This window comes from Humibacillus xanthopallidus, from assembly GCF_006716675.1.
GTDB classification, from domain to species: Bacteria; Actinomycetota; Actinomycetes; order Actinomycetales; family Dermatophilaceae; genus Humibacillus; species Humibacillus xanthopallidus_B.
Genome location: NZ_VFPM01000002.1, coordinates 366,052 through 388,371, shown reverse-complemented (window position 1 = coordinate 388,371; position 22,320 = coordinate 366,052). Strand labels below are relative to the sequence as shown.

Below are 22,320 nucleotides of genomic sequence, written 5' to 3'. Positions count from 1 at the left end.
TCACGCCTCCGTCGTCCCGTAGGTGCGCAGTACGTCGAGCTGGAGCCGGTCGGCGAGCGCCGCGTAGAGGTCGTCGATCGGCGCGGCCGTCAGCGGGTCGCCGATCGCGGCCGTCCAGGCGGCGACGTCCGTGGCCGGCTCGTCGACACCTGGGCCGTCCAGTGACGGCGGCCGATACCGGGGCGCACCCGACGGCCGGACCGGGCTCTGGCCGGGGGGCGAAGCAGCGAGGTTGGCTTGAAAGACGTCGGCGGCTCGCTCGGGACTGTGCACGATCCGCACGGTCGCAGCCCGGTCCGGCGAGTCGGCCCCGCCGGAGTGGACGCCGCGTCGGATGCCGACCCCGTCGACGTCCCCCGCCGGTAAGGGAGCGGCCCCCTCGGTAGAGCGCACGCGAGACAGTGCGGGGACGCCGCGGGCTGGTCCGCCGGTTCCCCGCGCCACGGTCGGGCCGGACGTGGCCGCAGGCTCGACGTGCTGATGCGAGCCCAGCGCAGCGCCGTCCGGCGCGCCGCGTGCTCCCCTGCGCGTGGCTGGCTGCCCTGCGCGCACGTGCGGGACAACCCCCGGCCCGAGCCCGTCGGGCGCCGGCTCGCCGGACACGGCTGCTGCCCTGCGCTGAGCCGCGCCGATGCCGGGCGCGACGTCCCCACCGCTTCGCTTGCGGCTGGGCTCGATCGCGGTCACCGGACCGTATGCCGTGGCCGTGTGTCGCGTGGCGTGCTCGCTCAGTGTGTCCGACGTCCAGCCCGGGCGCTCGGCGGGCTCCCCATTAACCCGGGGCCGGGCTTCGTCTCCGGACCGGAGGGCCCGGACTGTCGGTCTGTCGTCATCCGCTATGCCGTCGCCCGCGACGCCTCCCGGTCGCTCGGAGTGCGAGAGGACTCCGGACAGCCGGCGAAGTGGCTCGCCGAGGAGCAGCTCGGCAACAGGCGGCATACGGTATGCCGTCATGGCCGCGGGCCGGGTCAGCCGCCCGACGAGCCGGTCGAGCCGATCGGCGATCTCGGCCAGCGCCTCGACGGCAGGCATGCTCATGGCAGGCCTGCGAGAAACGGCTCGGTCGGCGGACCCGCCTGCTCATCCGGCCGCTCCGCGTTGTCGAAGAGGGCGTCGACACCGGCGAGATACACCGCCACCTGTCCGGGGGTGAGCCTCGCCACCTGGTCCGGCGACCAGCCGAAGTGCCTGGCCAGCAGGATGTGCACCTGTCCCACGGGTGAGCTCACGGCGTCATCGAGGACGTCGCCTGACGGACTGAGCCCCGAGATGGTGTTCACTTTCGAGACCAGGAAGTGGATGAGCCCCGCGTGCAGCCTGCGCAGCTCGTCGAGCGACATCGCCGGTTCGACCATCGACTCCTTCACGAGCAGCAGCGGGACCAGGCTCGGGTCGTCCCGGGCCGCCCGGGAGATCAGCACGAGGGTGCCGACCGTGAGCGGGCGCAACCGGACCGCGCCGGGCAGGCCGGGTCCGCCCTGCGTCTCGGACCGCTCGGTAGGGTCACCCGGGCGCAGGACGTGCGCGGGCACGACGACCTCGTGAACGGTTGCCGTGCCCGCGAGCAGGTCCTCGGCCGTGAGGAGGCGAGGGTCGCTCATCAGGCCTCCTCGTAGCCCAGTCGCATCGCCTGGAAGGTGACCGACTCCATGACGAAATCCCGATCGGTGCCCAAGTCATAGGACCACGAGTCGAACTGAGCACCGAATACCGTGAGCTTGGCGAAGGAGTCCGGCCGGGCCGGCTCACGCAGGGTGGCCAGCACGTTGAAGGCGGGCTGGACGAACGCCGGGCCGCTCGGCGGGCTCACCGAGCCGTCGCCGAGCAGCAGCCGCAGCAGCGCGCCGTTGATCATGGCGCGATCGGCGCAGCCCCGCACCGACACTCGGCCGGGCCGCAGGGCGGCCGGGTAGCGGCGACCGATCTCGTAGAACGACTCGACCGCGCTGGCCACGCTGATGCGCAGATTGGTCAGCCGGCCGACCGCGTTGGTCATGTCGTACTGCGCGATGAGGCCCGTGGCGGCGGCGCCCCCTGGTTGGGTGTCGTCAGTGGCAAGCACGATAGTGGCGTCCGCGGCGCGGAATACGTCTGTCGGCATGGTCGCTCCGTTCTGGGGACTCGCCGTGAGAAGGCTTGACTATCAATGAGTTTCGTGGGTCACGGGCGCACGGCCACCCATGGTCACTGCAGGTACATCGTGACGCGGACGAACTCGATGCTGAACGTGGGAAGCAGCGTCATGACCACGCTGACCTCGCCGCGCCGCTCCTGAGCGCGGTCGGCGAACACGTTGAGCTCGTAGCCGGTCAGGGCCTCGTCGTCCACCATGCTGGTGAGGAACCCGTCGAGCGTTGCCTTGAGGGCATCCCTGACCCGGGGGTTGTTCAGCCGGCCGATGTACGGGTCGGACGCGGACCGGACGCCGTAGCGCGCATAGTCCACGATTCGGCGGATCGGGATGGTCGAATAGGGCTGGCCCTCGCCCTCGCTGGTGAGCCCGCGAAGGACGCGGAACCCGTTCTTGCGGATGACTGCGAGCACGTTTCCCTGGATGAGCTGGGCCTGCTCGCCTCGGTTGAGGTCGAGCGCCAGGTCGGGCACGTTCAAGGTCTTGTTCGTCAGGCTCGTCTGGACACTGACGGAGGCGATGAGGCCGGCCACGGCTGCAGCTGTATAGGCGTCGTCCAGGATCAGCCCGTCCGGGTAACGAATCGCCGGCGCGACGACGACGATCCGCCCGCTGGACATCCCGTGCCCGACGATCTCGTCGACGTTGCTGCCACCCGCGCCGATCACCCCGATCCGCTCGTGCTGGGAGTTCTCCGCGAGGGCAAGGTGCCCCGCCAGCACGCTCCCGGCGTCCCGAGCATGCTGCCCTGCGAGCACCACGACGTTGACCGTGCGGTTGGTCAGCACGTCCAGCCCGCCTTGGTACTCCTCGCCTGCGGCGCCGGCGCCGTTCGCGCCGCGGACGTTGCTACCGCTCCCGAGGTTCGCCTGCACCGGCAACGGTCGTCCGTGTGCGCCCGCGTCGTCGGCGACGGCCTCGACCAGCGTCGAGGACTTGGTGACCCGGGCGCACAGCTCGGCGGCGTCCGGTGCCACGTAGTGCTCGCGGGTGCCGCCAAGGGAGACGTCCAGCGCGACACAGCTGGCTCGATCCACGAGATAGGTTGCTTCGAGCCGGTCTCCGGCCGCGCCGTCCGGGCCCTCTCCGTCCGCGAAGTCGAGACTGCCGCTCCATGCCGTCACCAACGCCTCACCCGGCGCCGGGTCGGCGTGCCCGACGCCATAGGTGACCATGACCGTGTCGCTCGGTTCCGGCTTCTCGGCCGCCGAGAACACGAGCTCACCCGTCTCCGTGGCGATGCTCACCTTTCCAGGATCCGGGGCACCGGCCGGGTCGTAGTCAATGGCGTCCCCCGTGTAGTCCGTGGGAGGCCCGCCCTGTGGGGTCACTCGGACGAGGGCCGCCGGAACGCCGGCTTCGACCGGGCGTCCTTTGAGGAAGAAGCGGTTGGCCGCTGTCGGGACCACCACCTCGGAGGTCTGCAGCCGACGGTAGACGAGCCTGAAGCCGTCGGACCGCCCCGTCGCGCCGCGGATGACCCGCAACCGGTTCCGCGCGGACTCCAGGACCGGCGTGAACGCCACCTCGTCGAACGGTGGTGGGACCTGCTGGCGCTCGATCAGGCAGTCCTCCGTCGCGGAACCGACGTGGACCTGGATCTGATTTGCCCAGGTCCCGGGCGAGAGCGCGGTGAGCTCCGCGACCGGACCGACGGCGTTGCGGAGGGTGAACGAGGCGTTCGCGGCAGCTGACCCGGCCACGCGAACTCCGATCACCGTCGACGCCCCGTTGGCGTAGCAGAGCTCGATCGCCCTCACGAGGGTGAGCGCACTCTCGCCGTCCTCTGGATCTCGTGGGTCGTCGGGGGCGCCGAACTGGGTGCGCGCCTGGTCCGGCATGGCCAGTGTGATCGGTGACAGCACCGGTCCGGCCGATGCGGTTCCGACTACGGCCACTACGCCCGTAGCCACTCTTCCCGCCGAGATGAGCCCCTCGGCGCGAACGTCTATGTACGTTCCCGGGATAATCGTTTCGGTCATCGCGGCACCTTCCCTGCGCAGATGACGGAGCTGACACGACCGGCGCTGTACGCACCGAGGGTTCCGGATGCCGGGCGCGCTGAGGTTTCTACGGTAGGCCTTGGTGGCGTGTCCCGGAGGCAAATCCGATGCATTCATGACTGTTCGTCCGATACCTATCACTTTCAACTAGATGTCTGGGCCAAGCTCTCAAACGGACTCCAGGCAACGTCGTATGGCGGTGGGGCCGAGCGCCTCGGCTCTGGGCGTGAGTGGCCATGAGCAGCCGGACGAGCCAACCGGGAAGCTCGCCATGGGACCCGTTTCACCAGCGCGGTTCACCCGGTGACGACGGGCGATCGAATCGGTGCCGTCATCCGTGGCTTAGCGCTTACCCCCACCCCAACGCCATCGCGGCCCGCCACCACCCGAGGCACGCTGGGCGTCCCGCAGTGCACCACGGAGTTCCGAAGGTGATGACACCCGACGGGTACGCCAGAAGGGCCTTGACCGACGTTTCCGCTGGTCAAGGCCCTTCTCAGCACGGGGTGGCAGGTGAAGGATTCGAACCTTCGTAGCTCTCGCGACGGATTTACAGTCCGTTTCCATTGGCCGCTCGGACAACCTGCCTTGGTGCGTCTGGAAGGATAGCAAGAGATCGGGCGGCGTCCGAAATCGGGGCCGCGGCGGCTGCCAAGGCGCCTCCACCAGCCCCCACGCGCCCGCCCGACTGACCAGACAACAGCATCCGGAAGGACCCACCGATGGCCGACTCCTCCTTCGACATCGTCAGCAAGTTCGACAAGCAGGAGATCGCGAACGCGGTCAACAGCGCCAGCAAAGAGATCGCGACGCGCTACGACTTCAAGAACGTCGGCGCCTCCGTCGAGCTCGCCGGCGAGGTCATCAAGATGAAGGCCAGCACCGAGGAGCGCTGCAAGGCGGTCCTCGACGTCGTGCAGACCCACCTCGTCAAGCGCAAGGTCAGCCTCAAGCACCTCGACGTGCCCGAGGCCGGCCCGCGCATCTCCGGCAAGGAGTACCACCTCGACGCGGCCCTCAAGGAGGGCATCTCGCAGGAGAACGCGAAGAAGATCAACAAGCTCATCCGCGACGAGGGGCCCAAGGGCGTCAAGAGCCAGATCCAGGGCGACGAGCTGCGCGTCTCGAGCAAGAGCCGCGACGACCTCCAGGCCGTCCAGCGCATGCTGCGCGAGGCCGACCTCGACGTCGCCCTGTCCTTCACCAACCAGCGCTGACCCGCGGGGATCGATTGCCCCGCAAGGGTTTCCGTATGCCGTCCACCTGAGCGAGGTGGGCGGCATACCCTTGCGGGCGGCGAGGTTGCGAGCCGCGCCCTAGACGCGGTGATCGACGATCGGCTCCGCGGCGCGCCGGCCGCCGCCACAATGAGCGTGTGGACGCCACCTCTCGGAGAGTGCGGCCGGCCGACGCGGGGGCGAGTTCCTTCCCCGTCGCGGGTCGGTGGGCCGTGGTGGTCGGCGTTTCCGAGTACAAGGATCCACGACTCAACCTCGAGTTCGCGGCCAACGACGCCCGAGAGCTGGCAGAGCTGATCTCCACGCCGACGGGCGGAGGCTTCCCGGCGGAGCGAGTGCGCGTCCTCGTCGACAAGGACGCGACGACTCGCGAGGTGACGCGCGCGCTGCGCAGCTTCCTCACCAAGCCTGCTCCTGAGGACCTCGTCCTGATCTTCCTCGCCTGCCACGGAGGGCCCGACCCTCGCCGGCCCGGCCGTCTCTATCTCTTCACCCACGACACCGAGATCGACGACATCGCGGGAACGGCCGTGCCGATGGACGAGATCCAGGCGTCGCTGCGGGACTCGCTCCTGGCCGAGCGCGTCGTCGTCATCGCCGACACCTGTCACAGCGGCGGTCTGGGTGGCCGCGGGACCCGAGGCGCTGCGACGGCCGAGGCCACCAACACCTACCTCGCCCAGCTCGCCGCGACGAAGCCCGGAGTGGCACTGCTGACATCGTGCGAAGCGGCGGAGTCCTCCCTCGAGGATGCCCGGTGGGGCGGCGGGCACGGCGTCTTCACGTGGCACCTGCTCGAGGGGATGCGGGGCGCGGCCGACGGTTTCGGACGGGCGCGCGACGGCATCGTCGGGGTGGGCGAGCTCTTCGACTACGTCCGCGACCGCGTGCTCGCCGAGACGGACGGCCGGCAGCACCCGAGCATCGGCTCCACCCCCTTCGACCGCGACCTGCCGATGGCCGTCACCGCCGGCTCCGAGGCGCGCCACCACCTCGACCTCGCGCGCAGACTGACGGCACTGGGCTGGCTCACCGACGACCCTGCAGCGTTCCGGTGCGCGCTGCACGAGGCGCGCGAGGCCTCCTTCCTCACCGACCTCGGCGGAGGATCCGACCGGGAGATCTCGCTCGTCTGCGCTGAGGCGCATCTCGCGATCGGCGATGCGATCGCGGCTGTGCGCGATCTCGACGGCGCCGACGACCAGCAGTGGCCTCCCGAGACCGGACTGCTCCGCGGCGTCGCGCTGGCGGAAGGCGGCGAGCCCGACAGAGCTCACGACGCCCTCCTGCAGTTTGCCGAGGCGCTGCCGGAGGATGACGAGGCCGGCTGGGCGCGGGCGTATGCTGACGCGCTGGCCCACGCACGGGTGAGCCGCGGGCACGCCCTGCTCGTCGGCGCCGGGACCTTTCCTGCGCTGCCCTCCATCAACCTGCGCGGAGCCGCGAACGATGCCAGGGACCTCGCCGGCCTCCTCAAGCGGACGTGCGGCTTCCAGGCTGCGAACACGAAGGTGCTCGTGGGAGCGAAGGCCACTCGCTCGGCGCTTCTGGCTGGCCTCGACCGCTTGGCGGAGAAGGCCGGTCCGCACGACACCGTCGTCGTGTCCTTCAGTGGGCACGCGACAGGGCAAGGTCCTGATGACCCCTACCTGGTCACGACGGACTGGACAAGTGAGCAGACTGCCGCCATCTCGGCCCACGAGCTCGTCGAGGGGCTGTCTCGCATCAACGGCCGCAGCAAGGTCCTCATCCTCGACACCGGTCTGGGCCCGGCGCGACCGCTGCTGTCGGCACTGGAGGGTTGGACCACCCTCGGGGTGGCCCGAGGGATGGCCCTCGACGTGCTCGTGGCGGGTCGACAGAACGGCGCCCTGACCCGGGCCCTCATCGACGAGTGGCCCGAACACGGGACGATCACCTGTGCAGAGCTCGCGCAGCGCGTGGACCTCTGGCTCCGCCACCACGACTTCGACATGGCGCCCGACGTGATCGGCGACCCGAGCACGGTGCCGGGCGCAACCGGCTTCGCCGCCGCGCAGCTGTGGGGGCTGAGCCGGCGCGGCGCCGTCGCCGACGTCGACAGCCTCGCATGGCTGCGAGAGAACCCGGCACTGCTGGCCGACCCACGCGGTCGCTGGGCACTGGCACGACTCCTGCTTGCCGCCCACGACGTCGAGGCAGCGGGACCGCTGCTGCGCAGCGCACGGAAGTCGCTGGGGCACGGTGTTCCAGCGCTCGAGCTCGACTGGGCGAGGTGGGCCACCGAGGCGGGGTCACTCCACGAGGCACGCTCCGCTCTCCGGTCACTGCACCCCGGGACCCATGCCCCGGAGGACCTCGTCGTCAACGCCCGCGCAGCCCTGGACGCTCTCGCCGACTGTCGCATGAAGGCGCTCATCGTCGGGATCGACACCTATGCGACACCGACGGAGGCGAGTCGCGGCGCTGAGCTCGACGCCACCTCCTGGGCAGCCGGCCTCGCTCGCCTCGGACTCGAGGAGGAGGACACGACGGTGCTGCTCGGCCCGGCTGCGACCCGAGAGAGGATCCTGTTTGAGTTCGATGCGCTCGCCGAGCACGGTCGCCGCCAGCTTGCCGTGTTCTGCTTCGCAGGGGCCGGCTCGTGGACCGCGGAGGGCCGCGCCTCCATCCTCAGCTGGGATGCCCGGCTGCCCGGAGTCGGCGACATCGGGCTCGACGAGCTGGCCGCACGGGCCGGGGGCTCTCCCAACGTCGTCGCCATCCTCGATGCCGGCGGTGGCGTGCTCGGCTCCGAGCAGACGACTGCAGGCCAGCCCGAGTCGGGAACACGCACGGTCGCCGCCGCCACGCGGGAGCACGCAGGGCGCACGCCGCACCTCGGCCCCGCGATCGCGCCACCCACGATCGGCGCGATCACCCTGACGCCGCGGCTGCCGGCGCGTTCGCAGTCCCGCGGCCTCGAGGTGGACGACCCGACGTCCGGCGCCGCCCGAGGCCGACTCTCGTCAGGCCTCCAAGCGCTCCTCGCGCCGCGGCGGGCACATCGGTCCTCACCCGCGAGCTATGCCGCGCTGGGCACGAGACGAAACCTCAAGGGCGCGCTCCGGGTCATCGGCGAGGCTGCGGACGAGCCGGTGCTCCAGCACCGCACGGCACAGCAGACCGCCGTGCGCGCCATCCGGGAGTTCGAGCTCCGGGGCGCGCGCGGGTGCGTCGCCCTGGCCGCCTCCTTCCGCGACCGACAGGCGGCCCGCAACGCCGTGGACCCGTGGACCGAGCTCGAGCTCGGGTTGGCCTTCGCGGCACTGGGCGACGACGCCAGCGCCATGAGCTCCCTGCGCAGGGCCCGCAACCTCCGCGGCGAACGGCAGAGCCGAGCGTCCGACGACGACGTGTGGTTCGCCTGGGCCTGCCATCACCTGGGCCGACTGCTCTACGAGACCGGCGCCGACCTCACCGAGGCCGTGACCAACCTTCGGGCAGCCTCCGAGGTGGCACCCGACGAGGCCCGCACGACCTACCACCTCGCCCACGCGATCCGGACGCTCGTGGAGCAGGAATCTCTCGTGAACGTGGCGACCCTGCTCCGACGCTACCTCGACCTCGGGGCTCCTCTCGGGAGGGTCGACGCCACCCGGCAGCTGCTCGACAGGATCAGCCGCACCACCGGGCCTCAGCCGGGTGGGCCAGCGCCCTCCTCGGACTGAGTCCCGTCAGGCGCGGAGCCCCCGGAGCTCGGGGAACACCTCGGCCGCGAGCGGCCACCAGAAGAGATGGCCGCAGAGGGCGGCATACTCCTGCGGCGTGACCCAGCGAGTGGCGTGGATGCCGTCGTCACCGTTGGTCAGCGGGGGGCGCACCGCGTCGAGCTCGGTGCGGAAGACCTGGAGGTAGGGCTTGTCGAGACTGATGACGTTGTCGTCGGTGCGCGGCGTGAACCGCTCGTAACCGCAGGGAGACACGCGAGCCGGGTCGAGGAGCAGCCCGGTCTCCTCGTGCGTCTCGCGCACGGCGTTCTCGACTGGGGACTCGTCTGACTCGCGCCAGCCGCCGGGCGAGCCCCACTGGCGGCGGCGGATGCTGTAGACGACGGCGAAGTCACCGCGCGAGTCGCGGACGAAGACCATCGCCGCGTAGACGCGACGCTCGTCGACGGGCACCGACGATGCGACGAGGTCGACGTCGCTTGCGCCGTTGGGGAAGAGGACGTCGAGCTGCCTGGCCACCCCGCGGTCGTGCTTGCGCTTGCGCAGGCGCAGGCCCGAGGCGTTGAGACGGCGCGCGAGGTCGACCCCCGAGGTGGGCGTGGCGCCCGCTGCGACCGCGTCGTGCCAGCGCACGTCCGGCACGTCGTAGTGGTCTCCGTCGAACGACCTGGGGTGCAGCCCCGCCGCCCGGGCGACAGCGTGCAGCTCGGCATAGGACTCGTCGCTCACGAGGTGAGCGAACTGCCGACCGTGCGCGGGCCAGATGGGCTCATCGATCCACACGGTCACCCTCGCAGCCTAGGGCAGCACGCCGACAGCGCCCCGGCCCTGGCTCGGCCCTGCTCGGCCGTGATCGGCCCTGGTCGGCCCTGTGGATGAAGCCAGAGCCGTCGTCCCGTGGCGACCTAGCCTCGATCGGGACAGGACGTCAGACCGGGCGTCCCGACCCGAAGGAGCCACCATGTCCCGCTCGATCGTCGACACCGAGGTCATTGCCACTGCGGCGGGTGACATCAACCGCCTCGCCGAGAGCATCCAGTCCGACGTCGCGACCCTCCGCGGTCGCCTCGCCTCGCTCGACGGCGCGTGGGAGGGCCCCGCCAAGGCGGAGTTCGTCCGGGTGCTGCACGACTACCAGAGCGCCCAGGCCCGCATGAACGAGGCCCTCTCCGACATCGCCCGCCTCACCTCGCGGGTGTCGGCGGCCTACCTCGAGCACGAGAACGCGACGCGAGCCCTCTTCGCCCGCTGACGACAGCCGACGCACCTGGCAGCCCACGACTCCCGGCCGGGTCGCACCCCTCCATGGCCCGGCCGGGTTCGGCGTTTCCAGCCGCAAGCGGCTCAGGACCGCACAGCGGCACCACCTGTTGCGCGTTCGGCACCCGCCAGGCTTCGGGGGTGCCGGACGCACAGCAGATCGTGCGTCTGACACCCGTAGCCCGTCGAGGGTGCCGAACGCGCAACAGAGGATGCGTTCGGCATGGCAGAGCCGACGAACCCACGCACACACGCCGAAGGGCGGCTCCCCCCAGAGGAGGAGCCGCCCAGCGGATCGATCAGGTCGTGCGGAGCAGCGGGCTCAGAAGCCCATGCCGCCCATGCCACCCATGTCGTCGCCACCGGGCATGGCCGGAGCGTTCTTCTCGGGCTTGTCGGCGATGACGGCCTCGGTCGTGAGGAAGAGCGCCGCGATCGAGGCGGCGTTCTGCAGCGCCGAGCGGGTCACCTTGACCGGGTCGATGATGCCGGCGGCCAGCAGGTCGACGTACTCACCCGTGGCGGCGTTGAGACCGTGACCGGCGTCGAGACCGCGCACCTTCTCGGCCACGACTCCACCCTCGAGACCGGCGTTGATCGCGATCTGCTTGAGCGGGGCCTCGGTCGCGACGCGCACGATGTTGGCGCCCGTCGCCTCGTCACCCTCGAGGTGGAGCGACTCGAACGCGACCTTGGCGGCCTGGATGAGGGCGACGCCACCACCGGCGACGATCCCCTCCTCGACGGCAGCCTTGGCGTTGCGCACGGCGTCCTCGATGCGGTGCTTGCGCTCCTTGAGCTCGACCTCGGTGGCCGCGCCCGCCTTGATGACGGCGACGCCGCCGGCGAGCTTGGCGAGACGCTCCTGGAGCTTCTCGCGGTCGTAGTCGGAGTCCGACTTCTCGATCTCGGCCTTGATCTGGGCGATGCGGCCCTCGATCTGCGAGCGGTCCTCGGCGTCCTCGACGATGGTCGTCTCGTCCTTGGTGACGACGACCTTGCGAGCCTTGCCGAGCAGGTCGAGGGTGGCGTTCTCGAGCTTGAGACCGACCTCCTCGGAGATGACCTGGCCACCGGTGAGGATGGCGATGTCGGTCAGCATGGCCTTGCGGCGGTCGCCGAAGCCGGGGGCCTTGACGGCGACCGACTTGAACGTGCCACGGATCTTGTTGACGACGAGGGTCGCGAGGGCCTCACCCTCGATGTCCTCGGCGATGATGAGCAGCGGCTTGCCCGACTGCATGACCTTCTCGAGGAGGGGCAGCAGGTCCTTGACGTTGCCGATCTTGGAGTTCGCGACGAGGACGTAGGCGTCGTCGAGCACGGTCTCCATGCGCTCGGTGTCGGTGACGAAGTAGGCGGAGATGTAGCCCTTGTCGAAGCGCATACCCTCCGTCATCTCCAGCTCGAGGCCCATGGTGTTGGAGTCCTCGACGGTGATGACACCTTCCTTGCCGACCTTGTCCATCGCCTCGGCGATGAGCGCGCCGATCTCCTCGTCAGCCGCCGAGATGCTGGCGGTCGAGGCGATCTGCTCCTTGGTCTCGATCTCCTTGGCCTGCTCGAGCAGGGTGGCGGAGACGGCGTCGACGGCCTTCTCGATGCCGCGCTTCAGCGCCATCGGGTTGGCGCCGGCGGCCACGTTGCGCAGGCCTTCCTTCACCATGGCCTGGGCGAGGACGGTGGCCGTCGTCGTGCCGTCACCGGCGACGTCGTCGGTCTTCTTGGCGACCTCCTTGACGAGCTCCGCGCCGATCTTCTCGTAGGGGTCGTCGAGCTCGATCTCCTTGGCGATCGAGACACCGTCGTTGGTGATCGTGGGGGCGCCCCACTTCTTCTCCAGCACGACGTTGCGGCCCTTCGGGCCGAGGGTGACTCGCACGGCGTCGGCGAGGATGTTCATGCCCCGCTCGAGGCCGCGGCGTGCCTCTTCGTCAAAAGCAATGGTCTTTGCCATTCGGGTGGTTCCTCCCACGCGAAAAATGTGTGGTGGTCCGCATGTCGCCCGCGACGGACGAGGCCGACTCCCCCAGCTCACGTCGCTGTGGGACCCAGCCCCTCGGCATACGGCCCGGATCTGTCACTCCCCCATGGAGAGTGCTAACGCCATTATTGGCACTCTCGGGGTGAGAGTGCAAACGATGACGAGGCGGTATGCCGTCCGCTCGGGTCAGTCGCTCGGGCGCGGGCCCAGCGCGGCGGCGAGACGCGCGGCATACGCCGCGGACTCCTCGGCCGACGCGTAGGTCGTGCGCGGCCAGAAGAAGCCGCGCAGCCCGTCACCCTTGGTGCGCGGCACGACGTGGACGTGCAGGTGGGGCACCGACTGGCTCACGACGTTGTTCGTCGCGACGAAGGTGCCCTGCGAGCCCAGGCCCTCGACGGCCGCACGGGCGAGGCGCTGCGCCGTCTCGGTGAGGCCGGCGTGGAGGCGCGCGGGCAGGTCGAGCAGGGTGTCGACGTGTTCGCGCGGCACGAGGAGCACGTGCCCCTTGAACACCGGCCGCCGGTCGAGGAAGCCCACGAAGTCCGGCTCGTCGAGCACGACGTCGGCCGGCACCTCCCCTGCGACGATCGAGCAGAAGACGCAGTCCATGTGGTCAGGCTCCCATGACCCGTGCGCTCGCTCAGCGGCGAGGCGGCGGGGTCGTCTTGGGCTTGGGCCGCTTGAGCTGACCCGGCGGCACGTCGCTCGTCGGGCTCGTCGTCAGGGTCGTGGCGGGCGTCGCCGGGGCCGGCGGCGCGGGTGCGTTCGTGGTGCGCGCCACGGTGACGGCGGTGCGACGCGGCGCGACGGTCGTGGGGGCGGTCGGTGTGCCGGTGTCGGCCGTGAGGCCGGGCGCGCTCGAGGTGGGCACCGAGGTCGTGCCGGGCGCGTCGCTCCACACGTCGTCGTCGGTGGGCGTCCAGGCGCTCGTCGCGGACCGCTTCGACTGGTCCGCCGAGGCCGGCTGGTCGGGTCCGCCGCCGGTGAGGAGGGCGACGAGCAGGCTCACACTGAGTACCGACGCGAGGGCGACGACCCCGCCGATGACGAGGTTGCGGCGCTGGCGGGCCTGTCGTCGTTCGGTGCGGGTATCGAGGGACATGGCTACCCAAGGTAGACGAAGATCGCCACCAATCGGGCATCGCGACGCTGCGAGAACCGTTCCGGGGCGTGCCGACCCCCTGCTCGCAGCTAGCGTGGGCCCATGACGGCGAAGTCCTCGACCCGGCCATCGGTCGCCCGCGGCTTCATCGAGGTCGCCGACCGCGTCTTCGTGGCCCGCTACCCCCAGTGGGACGTCAACGTGGGGCTCGTGCTCGGCCGCGACGGCGCCGTCGTCATCGACACGCGGGCGAGCGACGTGCAGGGCAGGCACGCCCTCGACGACGTGCGCCGGCTGGGCCGTGACATCACGGTCACCCACGTCGTCAACACCCACGTCCACTTCGATCACACCTTCGGCAACGCCGCCTTCGACACGGCGACCGTGCACGCCCACGACAACGTCGGCCGCACCCTCGAGGCCGATGCAGAGCGCATCAAGTCGCTCGTCCGCGCCGACCCCGGGCCGGCTCCGGAGTTCGGCTACACGGCCCAGGACGCCGCGGACGTGCTGGCCACGGTCGTGCGCGGTCCCGACCGCACCTTCGGCAGCAACGCGACCATCGACCTCGGCGACCGGTGCGTCACGATGACGTATGCCGGCCGGGGCCACACCGACGGAGACATCGCCGTCGTCGTGCCCGACACCGACGCCGTCTTCCTCGGCGACCTCGTGGAGGAGAGCGCCCACCCGTCCTTCGGCGGCGACTGCTGGCCCTTCGACTGGGCCGACACCCTCACCTCGCACCTCTACCAGACGAGTGCGCGGACCGTCGTCGTCCCGGGTCACGGCCGCCCGGTCGATGCCGCCTTCGTCGAGGCGCAGCGCGACGACATCGCCGCCGTCGCGTCCGTCATCCGCGGACGGCGGCTCGGGGGCCTGTCACTGGAGGAGGCGCTGCGCGAGCCGGACGCGAGGCTGCCCTACCCGCTCGAGCAGCTCGAGTCGGCGATCCGCCGCGGTTGGGAGCAGGCCAACCCTCCGGTCGCCTGAGCCCTCGGGACGGCGGCCCGATCGGGCGCCCCACGGGACCGTCGTCAGTCGATGGCCCAGACGGTCTGGTCCTCGAGCGTGATCGTGACGGCGACGTCGATGGGTGAGGCCGAGTCGACGTGCAGGACGTAGGCGACCCCGCCCGACTCCCCGTCCGGGACCTCGCCCAGGCCGAGCGGAGAGACGTTGCTCACCCAGACGTCGGCATCTCCGACGGTGTAGGAGAAGGGCTGCGTCGTGAGCTGGCCGGCGTCGGCGTTGGGACCGTACATCATGTCGTTCGGTCCGGCCTCATGGGTGACGACCTGTCCGGCCGAGACGTGCACGACCGACTGTGACGACAGCATTCCCCAGTCCGGATGGGTGAACGTCTCGGACACCCGTCCGTGAACTCCGGAGATGAGGTGTCGGAATGACCTGGCCATCATGAGCTCCTGTTCTGTTGGCGGTGCACACGTGCCTGCCCCCGACCGGCGCCCCGTGAAGACGAGGCGCTCCGAGTCTCCCGCGTACGGGGCCGTTTGGGAGGCGATTCCCGCGATCACAGCGGCTAGCATCCCCGCCATCCCCCTCGTCGCCGAAGGACCCCCGTGTCAGAGCCGCACCCCGCTGCCCCGCCGTCCCGCCCCGCGCCGACTCGACCCGTGCAGCGCCTCTCATGGTTCGCCCGGAGGCAGCGCGCATCCCTCGATCGCGCTGCTGAGCGCGCTCACCGAGCGCTCGTCGCCCGCGGGTCGGCAGCGGCTCCGTCGCCGACGTCGGTCGGTCTCGTCATCGCCTCCACCGTCGTGCTCCTGGCCTCGGTGACCGCTGTCGCGCTGCTCGTGTGGGCGTCCGTGCAGCCCAAGGGCCTCTGGGGGTGGGTCGGCGTGCTGGTCGCGTGGGCGGTGGTCGCCGCCGTGGTCCTACGCTCCCAGCAGGTCTCGGATGCCGAGCCCCTGCCGAGCGAGAGCTTTCCGCACACACATCGCCTCGTGGCCGCGCTGGCCTCGGACCTCGGGGTGCGGCCGCCCGCCAGCATCCACGTGAACCTCGACTTCAACGCGTACGTCATGAGCACGGGCTGGAGGCTCCGGCCGGCGCTCGTCATCGGTCTGCCGACCTGGACCTACCTCACCGACGACGAGCGCATCGCCATCCTCGGGCACGAGCTCGGCCACCTGGCCGGTCGTGACCACGGTCGTGGCACGCTCGTCGGGACGGCGCACGTCGTGCTGGTGCGACTCGCCACCCTCGTCACCCCGCTGCCCGCCGGCGCCTCCTCGAATCTCTCTCCCTCGACCGTCGACGACGGCGGCTGGGGCGGCACCGCGACGATGAACTGGATGGGGACCCTTCTGCTGCGGGTCATCTCGTTCCCCGCCGTTGCGCTCCTCCTCGCGTTCGAGCGGTTGGCCGCGACGGACAGACAGTGGCGCGAGTACCTCGCCGACCTGCGCGCCGCCGACGTCGCAGGCACGGCAGCGGTCGTGCGGCTGCTGCTCACGATGATGAACACGAGCGGCCTGCACACCCTTGCCGGGTCCGCCGCGCGCCGGCGGGAGGACCCGTTCGCCGTCCTCGAGCACGTGCGCACGCGGCCGGCGCCCACACCGTCGGAGGTTTCCTCCGCCCGAGCCCGGGCCCGACAGGCCGACCTGCGGTGGGACGACAGCCACCCCCGCGACGACCTGCGCCTCGACGTCGTCGAGGCGCACCCCGCCACCCCGGAGCCCGCGGCTCTCGAATCCCACCGTGTGCTCGTCCGGGCGGCCGAGGCGGAGCTCGCGACCTTGCGCCCGGGCCTCTCGCGCGAACTGTCCCACGAGCTGGTCGAGACCTGGCTCTGACCGGCCCGCACCGTCGCGACCAGCGACCAGCGACCAGCGACCAGCGGCCAGCGGCCAGCGGCCTGCCCCTCAGGCCAGTGCCGAGGGGAACGCCTCGGTGAAGGACCGCAGCGCGACGCCGCCGTCGGCGGTCCGGTCGACCGAGGTGGCCGCGAGCATCGCGTGCACGATCGCCCGGGCCACGCAGTCGGCGCCGGCCTCCATGACCATCGCCTGCTCGGCGGGGTCGGGCGCAGGCCGGCTCCCCGTCGCGAGCGCGAAGAGGGTGTCGCCGTCGAAGAGGGTGTGGACCGGTCGCACCGCCCGAGCGAGGCCGTCGTGCGCGATTCCTGCCATCTTCTGGCACTGCGCCTTGGTCAGCGTCGCATCGGTCGCGATGACCCCGATCGTCGTCGCGAGCCCGGGCACGGCCGCCTCCCCCGCCTCGACCGCTGCCAGTGAGCGAGCCTGTGCCGCAGCGAGATCCGCCTGGCTGGGCGCCTGCACGTGACTGAACTCCCCCGGCAGCCCGAGGCGGACGGCATACGGCAGCCCGGTCTCGAGGTCGACGGCCGAGCCGACGGCGTTGACGACGACGAGGGCCGCCACCACGACACCCGAGGGGAGCACGACGCTCGCCGAGCCCACCCCTCCGCGTAGGCCGCCCGCCTTGGCTCCCGTGCCGGCGCCGACGCTGCCCTGGACCACCGCCGCGTCCGTCGCCGCCGCGTATGCCGCCCTGCCGTCCTCGGCGCGCGGACGGTTGGCCCACGTGCCGCCGCGTCCCAGGTCGAAGACGATCGCGGCCGGCACGATGGGCACGACCCTGGTGGCATCGGGTGGGTCGGCCGTCGGCCAGCCCCGGCCGTCGGCGGCGAGGGCATCCATGACGCCGTCGGCGGCGGCGAGCCCGAAGGCCGACCCGCCGCCGAGCACCACCCCATCGACCCGGTCGACGAGGTTGCGCGGGTCGAGCAGGTCGGTCTCGCGGGTGCCCGGTCCGCCGCCACGCACGTCGACCCCGGCGACGGCTCCACCGGCAGGTGCGACGACGACGGTGACGCCCGTCAGCCAGCCCGGCTCGTCGCGGGTGCGGTGTCCGACGCGGATCCCCGCGACGTCGACGAGCGAGTTCGTCGGTCCGGCGCCCGCGGGGTGCGCCACCACGCCGCCCGGGGGCACGGTCACTGCGAGTCCCGCAGCTCGAACTCCATGAGGCGACCGGGAGAGCTGAAGCCGAGCCGCTCGTAGAACTCCTGCGCCCGCGCGTCCGGTGCGTTGAGCCGGATCCACTTGACGTCGGTCGTGCGCGCCCACTCGATCATCGCCTCGGTGAGGGCGCGTCCGACCCCGCGGTCTCGGCAGGTCGGCGCCACGAAGAGACCGCCGACGTGCAGCCAGCTGACGTCCTTGCGACCCGGCCACGGCAGGGCCCGGATGCGCCTCGTCTCGAGCAGCCCGGCGTGCTCACCCCGGCTCTCGGCGATCCACGTCGGCCGGTCGGGGCGGTCGGCCAGCCACGCGTCGACGAAACGGTCGAGATAGCCCGGCTCGGACGGCATACCGAGCTCGCGGGCGAACTGGAGGTGCAGCGCGGCGACGACGAACGCGTCATCGGGACCCGCGCGACGGATCACGACCTCGGCCATGCTCGAAGTCAACCACGACGAGCGCGTGCAGGCGCGGACGTCGGAGCCGAGCGAGACCCCGTCGGCGGTGGCCTCAGACGTTGATGCCGAGGCGCCGGCTCGTGCGGGCGCGCTGGCGGCTCGAGCGCATCCGGCGCAGCCGCTTGATGAGCATGGGGTCAGCGGCGAGGGCGTCGGGGTTGTCGAGGAGCGCGTTGAGCACCTGGTAGTAGCGCGTGGAGCTCATGTCGAAGAGCTCCTTGATGGCCTGCTCCTTGGACCCGGCGTACTTCCACCACTGGCGCTCGAAGGCCAGGATCTCGAGGTCGCGGGCCGACAGGCCGACCTCCGAGTCGTGGCGGTCGGGCTGCGCCGTGGCGTGGTCTGTGCTCATGTCCCCGTCTTCGCTGCGGTCGTCAGGTGGTGCGGTGAGGCGTTGGCTCCGGCACCCACCATAGACCGAAATGACAGGGGTGTCATTCGCCTCCGGGGCCGCGATCGGGCGTGTCCGGGGGCGGTGTCTGACCAGACGTTCCACCGGCAACACCAGTCCCATGAGCCCCTCACGCCATGGTGTCGAGGATGGCCGTGATGTCCTCCTTCGTCGTGTGCGGGTTGACGACGGCGAAGCGGGTCAGGGTCTCCCCGCGGAAGGTCGTCGGCACGACGAACGCGAACTCCCGGTCGAGCAGCCGGTCGGTCCAGGCCTGGTAGTCCTCCGCCGACCAGCCGAGCCGCCGGAAGACGATGACCGACAGGTCGGGCTCCCGGACCGCCTCGAGGTAGGGGCGCTTGTCGATCTCGGCGGCAGCGTGCCGCGTCACCGCGAGGGTGTCCTCGATCGCCTCGACGTAGGCGTCCGTGCCGTGGACGGCGAGGGAGTACCAGAGCGGCAGCCCGCGGGCACGGCGCGTCAGGCCGATCGAGTAGTCGGTGGGGTTCCACTCCGCCGACCTCGTGATGACGTCGAGGTAGCCCGCCTCCTGCGTGTGCGCGATGCGCGCCAGCTCGGGGTCGCGGTAGATGAGCGCGCAGCAGTCGAACGGCGCGAAGAGCCACTTGTGCGGGTCGACGATGAAGGAGTCGGCGCGCTCGATGCCCTCGTAGAGGTGGCGCACCGAGGGCGCCGCGAGCCCGGCACCCCCATAGGCGCCGTCGACGTGCAGCCAGATGCCGAACTCCTCGCACACCTCGGCAACGCCGTCGAGGTCGTCGACGACGCCGAAGTTCGTCGTGCCGCTCGTGGCGACGACGGCGAAGAACGTCTCGGGGCCGTGCTCCTCGAGGGTGCGCCGCAGCTCTGGGCCGGTCATGCGCAGCATGTCGTCGACGGCGACGCCGCACACCTCAGCGTCCATGACCGCCGCCATCGAGACGACCGACGAGTGCGCGTTGTCCGTCGCCGCGATGCGGAACGGCCGCGCGCCGGTGCCCTCGGCCACCGCCTTGGCCCGGGCCGTATGCCGTGCGGTGACGAGCGCCGACAGGTTGCCGACCGTGCCACCGGGCACGAAGACGCCGCCCGCCTCCTCGGGCAGGCCGGCGAGGTCGGCGATCCAGCGCAGGGCCTGGTTCTCGGCGTAGACGGCGCCGGCGCCCTCCATCCAGGACCCGCCGTAGATCGAGGAGGCGCCGACGACGACGTCGAAGGCCGCGGCCTCACGGGTCGGTGCGCACGGGATGAAGGAGAGGTAGCGGGGGTGGTCGGTCGAGAGGCAGGCCGGGGCGAGGGTGTGCTCGAAGAGCTCCATGGCCCGGGTCGAGCCGAGCCCGGCCGCCGTGATCGTCTGGCCGGCTGCGGAGAGCAGGTAGTCCTCGGACTGCGGCCCGTCGAGCGGGATCGGGTCCATGAGGAGGCGCTCGCGGGCGTAGGTGAGGACCTTTTCGACGGCGATGTGGTCGGGGTCCTTGTCGAAGCTGTGCACGGGAGGATGCTAGGCCCTCTGGCGGGGACTCCCCCACGCGCTGGGGCTGCGCTGTCGGTCTGCCCCGGTAGCGTCGGTGGGCAAGATGACCGGTTGGTCCGAACCGGTCCAGACACGAGGAGGAGTCGCCGTGGATCCGACTCAGCCGGCTGGAGCCGTCCCGACCTTCGACGCCGTCGTGCTCGACTGCCCCGATCCGGCAGAGCTCGCCCGTTTCTACGCGCGGCTGCTCGACTGGCCGATGCCCGAGGTCGGCCCGGAGGCCGACGAGGAGGGCGGAGCCGTCACGCTCGACCCTCCCCGCGGGGGCACGGCGATCGGCTTCCACCGGGCTGCCGGCTTCGTAGCCCCGACGTGGCCGGAGCCCCGGGTGCAGCAACAGCTGCACCTCGACTTCCACGTCGGCGACATCGAGGCAGCCCACGAGCGGGCCGTCGCCCTCGGCGCCCGGCACCTGCACAGCCACGCCCACACGTCCACCGCCGGCTACCGCGTCTATGCCGACCCGGTCGGCCACCCGTTCTGCCTCTGCTGGTGGTGAGCCCGGGCTGACCCTGGCTCACACGGGCGGCCCGGGGCCGACCCGTGCTTACCCAGGCTGAGCTCAGCCGAGGAAGGCCGCGCGCAGCTCGGCGGCGTTCGACGCGACGGCGGTGGGCCGCACGGCGTGCAACGCCTCCGGCTGGCCGGCGCCCCACGTCACGGCGAGGGTGTCCATGCCGGCAGCCTTGCCCGCGAGCACGTCGACGACGGCATCACCGACGTAGACGGCGGCGTTGCTGCTGCGGCCCATGCGCTCGAGGGCGAGCAGCAGCGGCGTCGGGTCGGGCTTGTGGCGCTCGGTGTCCTCCATCGCCACGAGCACGTCGACGTGCTGGCTGATGCCGAGGATGTCCATCGCCTGCTGGGCCGACTCGCGCCGCTTCGACGTCGCGATGCCGACGTGCACCCCTGCAGCGCGCAGGTCGCCGAGCACGTCGACGACTCCGTCGTAGGTGCGGATGAGGCGCTCGGTGTTGTCCGAGTTCCATTGCAGATAGGTCGAGTACAGCTCATCGGCCTGCTCGGGCGAGTGGTCGCGGAAGGCGCTGATGAGCGGCCGGCCGATCCACGACCTGATGACCTCGGGGTTCTCCTCGCGGCCGAGCACGGTGCGGAACGCGTGCTGGTAGGACTCGACGATGAGGTTGATGGTGTCGGCCAGCGTGCCGTCGAGATCGAAGACGGCGGTGGACCAGCGGGAATTCGTCACCGGGCGAGCGTAGCCAACCGCTCAGCCCGTGCCGAGCCAGCGTCCGGCACGCATGACTCGGCGCACCCTCGTCTCCTCGTCGACGACGACGAGGTCAGCGCGCCCCCCAGCCGCGATCGAGCCGCGGTCACCCAGCCCGAGAAGGCGGGCAGGCGTGCGCGAACCCGCCCGGACGGCATACGGCAGTGGCAGCCCGAGACCAACCTGCCGGCTGACGATGTCGGCGACGTGGCTCGTGCCGCCGGCCATCGAGCCGGGCGTCGTGCCGTCGGGGTCACGGGTGAGGCGCGCGACGCCGCGGTCGACGACGACCGACAGCCCGCCGAGCGCGTAGGTGCCGTCGCCCACCCCGGCCGCCGCCATGGCGTCGGAGACGAAGGCGACCGAGCCCGCACCGGCGAGGTCGAGGACGGTGCGCACCGTGTCGTCGGAGAGGTGGGCGCCGTCGGCGATGACCTCGACGACGACGCTGCCGCGGGCTGCCGCACGCAGCAGGGCGGGCACCGCTCCGGGCACGCGGTGGTGCCACGGGTCCATGCCGTTGAAGAGGTGGGTGGCGACGTCGGCCCCGGCAGCGATCGCCTGCTCGACCTGCGCGAAGCTCGCCGCCGTGTGACCCACGGCCGCGTGCACTCCGGCGGAGGTGAGCCAGCGCACGAGGTCGAGCCCGTGGTCGCGCTCCGGCGCGAGGGTCACCTGGCGGATGTGCCCGCGCCCCACGGCGAGCAGGCGCTCCACCTCGGCCAGCGTGGGGTCGCGCAGGAGCGTGGGGTCGTGGGCGCCGCACCGCGCCTCGGCGAGCCACGGACCCTCGAGGTGGATGCCGTCGACGAGCCCGTCGTCGGCGATCTCGGCGAGCATCGCGACCCCGCGCTCGAGGTCGCGCGGAGTCATCGTGACGAGGCTGGCGAGCAGGCTCGTCGTGCCGCGTGCGTGGTGGTGCTCGGCGGCGCGCGCTGCGGCCGCGTCGTCGAGGTCGGTGAAGGCGCTGCCGCCCCCGCCGTGGCAGTGCATGTCGACGTATGCCGGCAGCATCGTGCCGCTCACCGGCTCCGCTCCCGCGGGGCTGGGGGCCGAGCCGGCACCGCCGTGGTCGGCGGCCAGTGGTGTGACGGCGGCGATGCGGTCACCCTCGATGCGGACGAGCACGTCGGGAAGCACGGCGTCGTCGACGAGGGCGGGTCCGCGGAGCGTGGCGTTCATCGCTCCCGATTCTGTCGCACTCCCCGATTCGAGGTGATCGCGGAGCCCACGTCGGTGCCGGGATCACCTCCATCCGTGAGGAGGGAGCGAGCGGGGGTAGC

The 22,320-nt window shown here is 71.4% G+C and carries 21 protein-coding genes and 1 tRNA gene; 6 read left to right on the top strand and 16 right to left on the bottom strand.

Going from position 1 to position 22,320, the window contains the following annotated elements; translation table 11 throughout:
- The 5 genes from FBY41_RS09730 to FBY41_RS09710 all read right to left on the bottom strand — a co-directional run bounded on the left by FBY41_RS09730 (nt 1) and on the right by FBY41_RS09710 (nt 4,722).
- Nucleotides 1-1,038, bottom strand: a complete 1,038-nt coding sequence (locus FBY41_RS09730) for a hypothetical protein (protein WP_141843927.1) — start codon at nt 1,036-1,038, stop codon at nt 1-3.
- Nucleotides 1,035-1,601, bottom strand: coding sequence for a hypothetical protein (locus tag FBY41_RS09725; protein ID WP_141843925.1), 567 nt, complete (start codon nt 1,599-1,601; stop codon nt 1,035-1,037). Before FBY41_RS09725 ends, FBY41_RS09730 begins: the two co-directional genes overlap by 4 nt.
- Complete coding sequence (locus FBY41_RS09720) at nt 1,601-2,101, bottom strand: hypothetical protein (protein ID WP_141843923.1); 501 nt, start codon at nt 2,099-2,101, stop codon at nt 1,601-1,603. Before FBY41_RS09720 ends, FBY41_RS09725 begins: the two co-directional genes overlap by 1 nt.
- A gap of 83 nt (nt 2,102-2,184) precedes the next feature.
- Nucleotides 2,185-4,251, bottom strand: coding sequence for a phage tail sheath subtilisin-like domain-containing protein (locus FBY41_RS09715; RefSeq protein ID WP_141843921.1), 2,067 nt, complete (start codon nt 4,249-4,251; stop codon nt 2,185-2,187).
- Nucleotides 4,252-4,641: 390 nt separating this feature from the next.
- Nucleotides 4,642-4,722 (bottom strand) — tRNA-Tyr (locus tag FBY41_RS09710).
- A 134-nt stretch (nt 4,723-4,856) separates the two neighbouring features.
- Between FBY41_RS09710 and FBY41_RS09705 the strand changes: the two genes are divergently transcribed.
- On the top strand, nt 4,857-5,351 hold the full coding sequence (locus tag FBY41_RS09705; RefSeq protein ID WP_141823294.1) for a YajQ family cyclic di-GMP-binding protein: 495 nt from the start codon (nt 4,857-4,859) through the stop codon (nt 5,349-5,351).
- 158 nt (nt 5,352-5,509) lie between these two features.
- Nucleotides 5,510-9,061 (top strand): caspase family protein, encoded by a 3,552-nt coding sequence (locus FBY41_RS09700; protein ID WP_141843918.1) that lies wholly within the window; start codon nt 5,510-5,512, stop codon nt 9,059-9,061.
- A gap of 6 nt (nt 9,062-9,067) precedes the next feature.
- On the opposite strand, the gene FBY41_RS09695 is transcribed toward FBY41_RS09700, so the two are convergent.
- Nucleotides 9,068-9,850: a DUF4031 domain-containing protein gene (locus FBY41_RS09695; RefSeq protein ID WP_141843915.1), complete on the bottom strand. Its 783-nt coding sequence runs from the start codon at nt 9,848-9,850 to the stop codon at nt 9,068-9,070.
- Nucleotides 9,851-10,022: 172 nt separating this feature from the next.
- Here FBY41_RS09695 and FBY41_RS09690 point away from each other — a divergent pair, with 172 nt between their 5' ends.
- Complete coding sequence (locus FBY41_RS09690; RefSeq protein WP_141843913.1) at nt 10,023-10,313, top strand: WXG100 family type VII secretion target; 291 nt, start codon at nt 10,023-10,025, stop codon at nt 10,311-10,313.
- Nucleotides 10,314-10,643: 330 nt separating this feature from the next.
- Here FBY41_RS09690 and groL read toward each other — a convergent pair whose 3' ends face one another.
- The 3 genes from groL to FBY41_RS09675 form a co-directional block, all read right to left on the bottom strand.
- Nucleotides 10,644-12,278 carry a chaperonin GroEL gene (groL, locus tag FBY41_RS09685; protein WP_141843911.1) on the bottom strand — a complete coding sequence of 545 codons (1,635 nt, stop codon included), beginning with the start codon at nt 12,276-12,278 and terminating at the stop codon, nt 10,644-10,646.
- Nucleotides 12,279-12,491: 213 nt separating this feature from the next.
- The gene (locus FBY41_RS09680; RefSeq protein WP_141843909.1) at nt 12,492-12,917 is read right to left on the bottom strand and encodes an HIT family protein; all 426 of its coding nucleotides are present in this window, start codon (nt 12,915-12,917) and stop codon (nt 12,492-12,494) included.
- Nucleotides 12,918-12,948: 31 nt separating this feature from the next.
- Nucleotides 12,949-13,410: a hypothetical protein gene (locus FBY41_RS09675; protein ID WP_141843906.1), complete on the bottom strand. Its 462-nt coding sequence runs from the start codon at nt 13,408-13,410 to the stop codon at nt 12,949-12,951.
- 102 nt (nt 13,411-13,512) lie between these two features.
- Here FBY41_RS09675 and FBY41_RS09670 point away from each other — a divergent pair, with 102 nt between their 5' ends.
- Nucleotides 13,513-14,403, top strand: a complete 891-nt coding sequence (locus tag FBY41_RS09670) for an MBL fold metallo-hydrolase (RefSeq protein ID WP_141843904.1) — start codon at nt 13,513-13,515, stop codon at nt 14,401-14,403.
- 44 nt (nt 14,404-14,447) lie between these two features.
- Here FBY41_RS09670 and FBY41_RS09665 read toward each other — a convergent pair whose 3' ends face one another.
- Nucleotides 14,448-14,828, bottom strand: a complete 381-nt coding sequence (locus FBY41_RS09665; protein WP_141843902.1) for a hypothetical protein — start codon at nt 14,826-14,828, stop codon at nt 14,448-14,450.
- Nucleotides 14,829-15,047: 219 nt separating this feature from the next.
- Between FBY41_RS09665 and FBY41_RS09660 the strand changes: the two genes are divergently transcribed.
- Nucleotides 15,048-16,232 (top strand): M48 family metalloprotease, encoded by a 1,185-nt coding sequence (locus FBY41_RS09660; protein ID WP_185748997.1) that lies wholly within the window; start codon nt 15,048-15,050, stop codon nt 16,230-16,232.
- 69 nt (nt 16,233-16,301) lie between these two features.
- Here the strand turns inward: FBY41_RS09660 and FBY41_RS09655 are convergent, their stop codons facing one another.
- From FBY41_RS09655 to FBY41_RS09640, 4 genes are all read right to left on the bottom strand, one after another.
- Complete coding sequence (locus tag FBY41_RS09655) at nt 16,302-17,399, bottom strand: P1 family peptidase (protein WP_260439678.1); 1,098 nt, start codon at nt 17,397-17,399, stop codon at nt 16,302-16,304.
- Nucleotides 17,396-17,860 (bottom strand): GNAT family N-acetyltransferase, encoded by a 465-nt coding sequence (locus FBY41_RS09650; RefSeq protein ID WP_141843898.1) that lies wholly within the window; start codon nt 17,858-17,860, stop codon nt 17,396-17,398. The genes FBY41_RS09655 and FBY41_RS09650 overlap by 4 nt, the downstream gene beginning before the upstream one ends.
- 73 nt (nt 17,861-17,933) lie before the next feature.
- Nucleotides 17,934-18,233 (bottom strand): DUF3263 domain-containing protein, encoded by a 300-nt coding sequence (locus FBY41_RS09645; RefSeq protein WP_141843896.1) that lies wholly within the window; start codon nt 18,231-18,233, stop codon nt 17,934-17,936.
- A 169-nt stretch (nt 18,234-18,402) separates the two neighbouring features.
- Nucleotides 18,403-19,764, bottom strand: a complete 1,362-nt coding sequence (locus FBY41_RS09640; protein WP_141843894.1) for a pyridoxal phosphate-dependent decarboxylase family protein — start codon at nt 19,762-19,764, stop codon at nt 18,403-18,405.
- 130 nt (nt 19,765-19,894) lie between these two features.
- On the opposite strand from FBY41_RS09640, the gene FBY41_RS09635 reads away from it, so the two are divergent.
- Nucleotides 19,895-20,305, top strand: a complete 411-nt coding sequence (locus tag FBY41_RS09635) for a VOC family protein (RefSeq protein ID WP_260439677.1) — start codon at nt 19,895-19,897, stop codon at nt 20,303-20,305.
- Nucleotides 20,306-20,368: 63 nt separating this feature from the next.
- Here the strand turns inward: FBY41_RS09635 and FBY41_RS09630 are convergent, their stop codons facing one another.
- Together FBY41_RS09630 and FBY41_RS09625 are read right to left on the bottom strand one after the other, a co-directional pair.
- The gene (locus FBY41_RS09630) at nt 20,369-21,016 is read right to left on the bottom strand and encodes an HAD family hydrolase (protein ID WP_141843890.1); all 648 of its coding nucleotides are present in this window, start codon (nt 21,014-21,016) and stop codon (nt 20,369-20,371) included.
- Nucleotides 21,017-21,037: 21 nt separating this feature from the next.
- The gene (locus tag FBY41_RS09625; RefSeq protein ID WP_141843888.1) at nt 21,038-22,219 is read right to left on the bottom strand and encodes an N-acetylglucosamine-6-phosphate deacetylase; all 1,182 of its coding nucleotides are present in this window, start codon (nt 22,217-22,219) and stop codon (nt 21,038-21,040) included.
- Between the last annotated feature and the right edge of the window lie 101 nt (nt 22,220-22,320).